Origin of the sequence: Winogradskyella sp. UBA3174 (genome assembly GCF_002364335.1) — a bacterium.
GTDB lineage: Bacteria > Bacteroidota > Bacteroidia > Flavobacteriales > Flavobacteriaceae > Winogradskyella.
In genome coordinates, this window is sequence record NZ_DEXW01000039.1 from 15,903 (window position 1) to 16,417 (window position 515).

Annotated in this window: 1 protein-coding gene; it reads left to right on the forward strand. The window is 35.1% G+C overall.

Features of this window, described 5'->3' with window-relative positions; genetic code table 11:
- A partial coding sequence (locus B2U95_RS05945) for a sulfatase-like hydrolase/transferase (RefSeq protein WP_296313775.1) occupies positions 1 to 515 on the forward strand: 515 nt, incomplete at both ends.

The window sequence follows — 515 nt, forward strand, 5'->3', positions numbered from 1 at the left end:
CAAACTAACAATAAATACGCATCTGCAATTGTTGGAAAATGGCATCTTTCAGGCTACAATTCAGCTATAAACCCAGAAACATTTGGGATTGATTATTACGCCGGACTTATTCGTGGTGCAGTAGATGATTATTACCAATGGCAATTAAGCGAAGATGGTGCTACAAGTCAAAATACAGAATACATCACAGAAGTTTTTACAGACTTATCAATAGATTGGATTAATCAACAATCTAAACCTTGGTTTATGTGGTTGGCATATAATGCACCACACACTCCATTTCATGCACCACCGAGTAATATGCACAGTCAAGGTAACTTACCAACATATAACAATGGATTAGACCCAATTCCTTACTATATAGCAGCAATTGAAGCAATGGATTTTCAAATTGGAAGATTATTAGATGATATTCCCGAAGATGAAAGAAATAACACTATAATAATTTTTATTGGCGACAATGGAACACCAAATCAAGTTGCCCAAAGTCCTTATTCTAGCGCAACAGTAAAAAA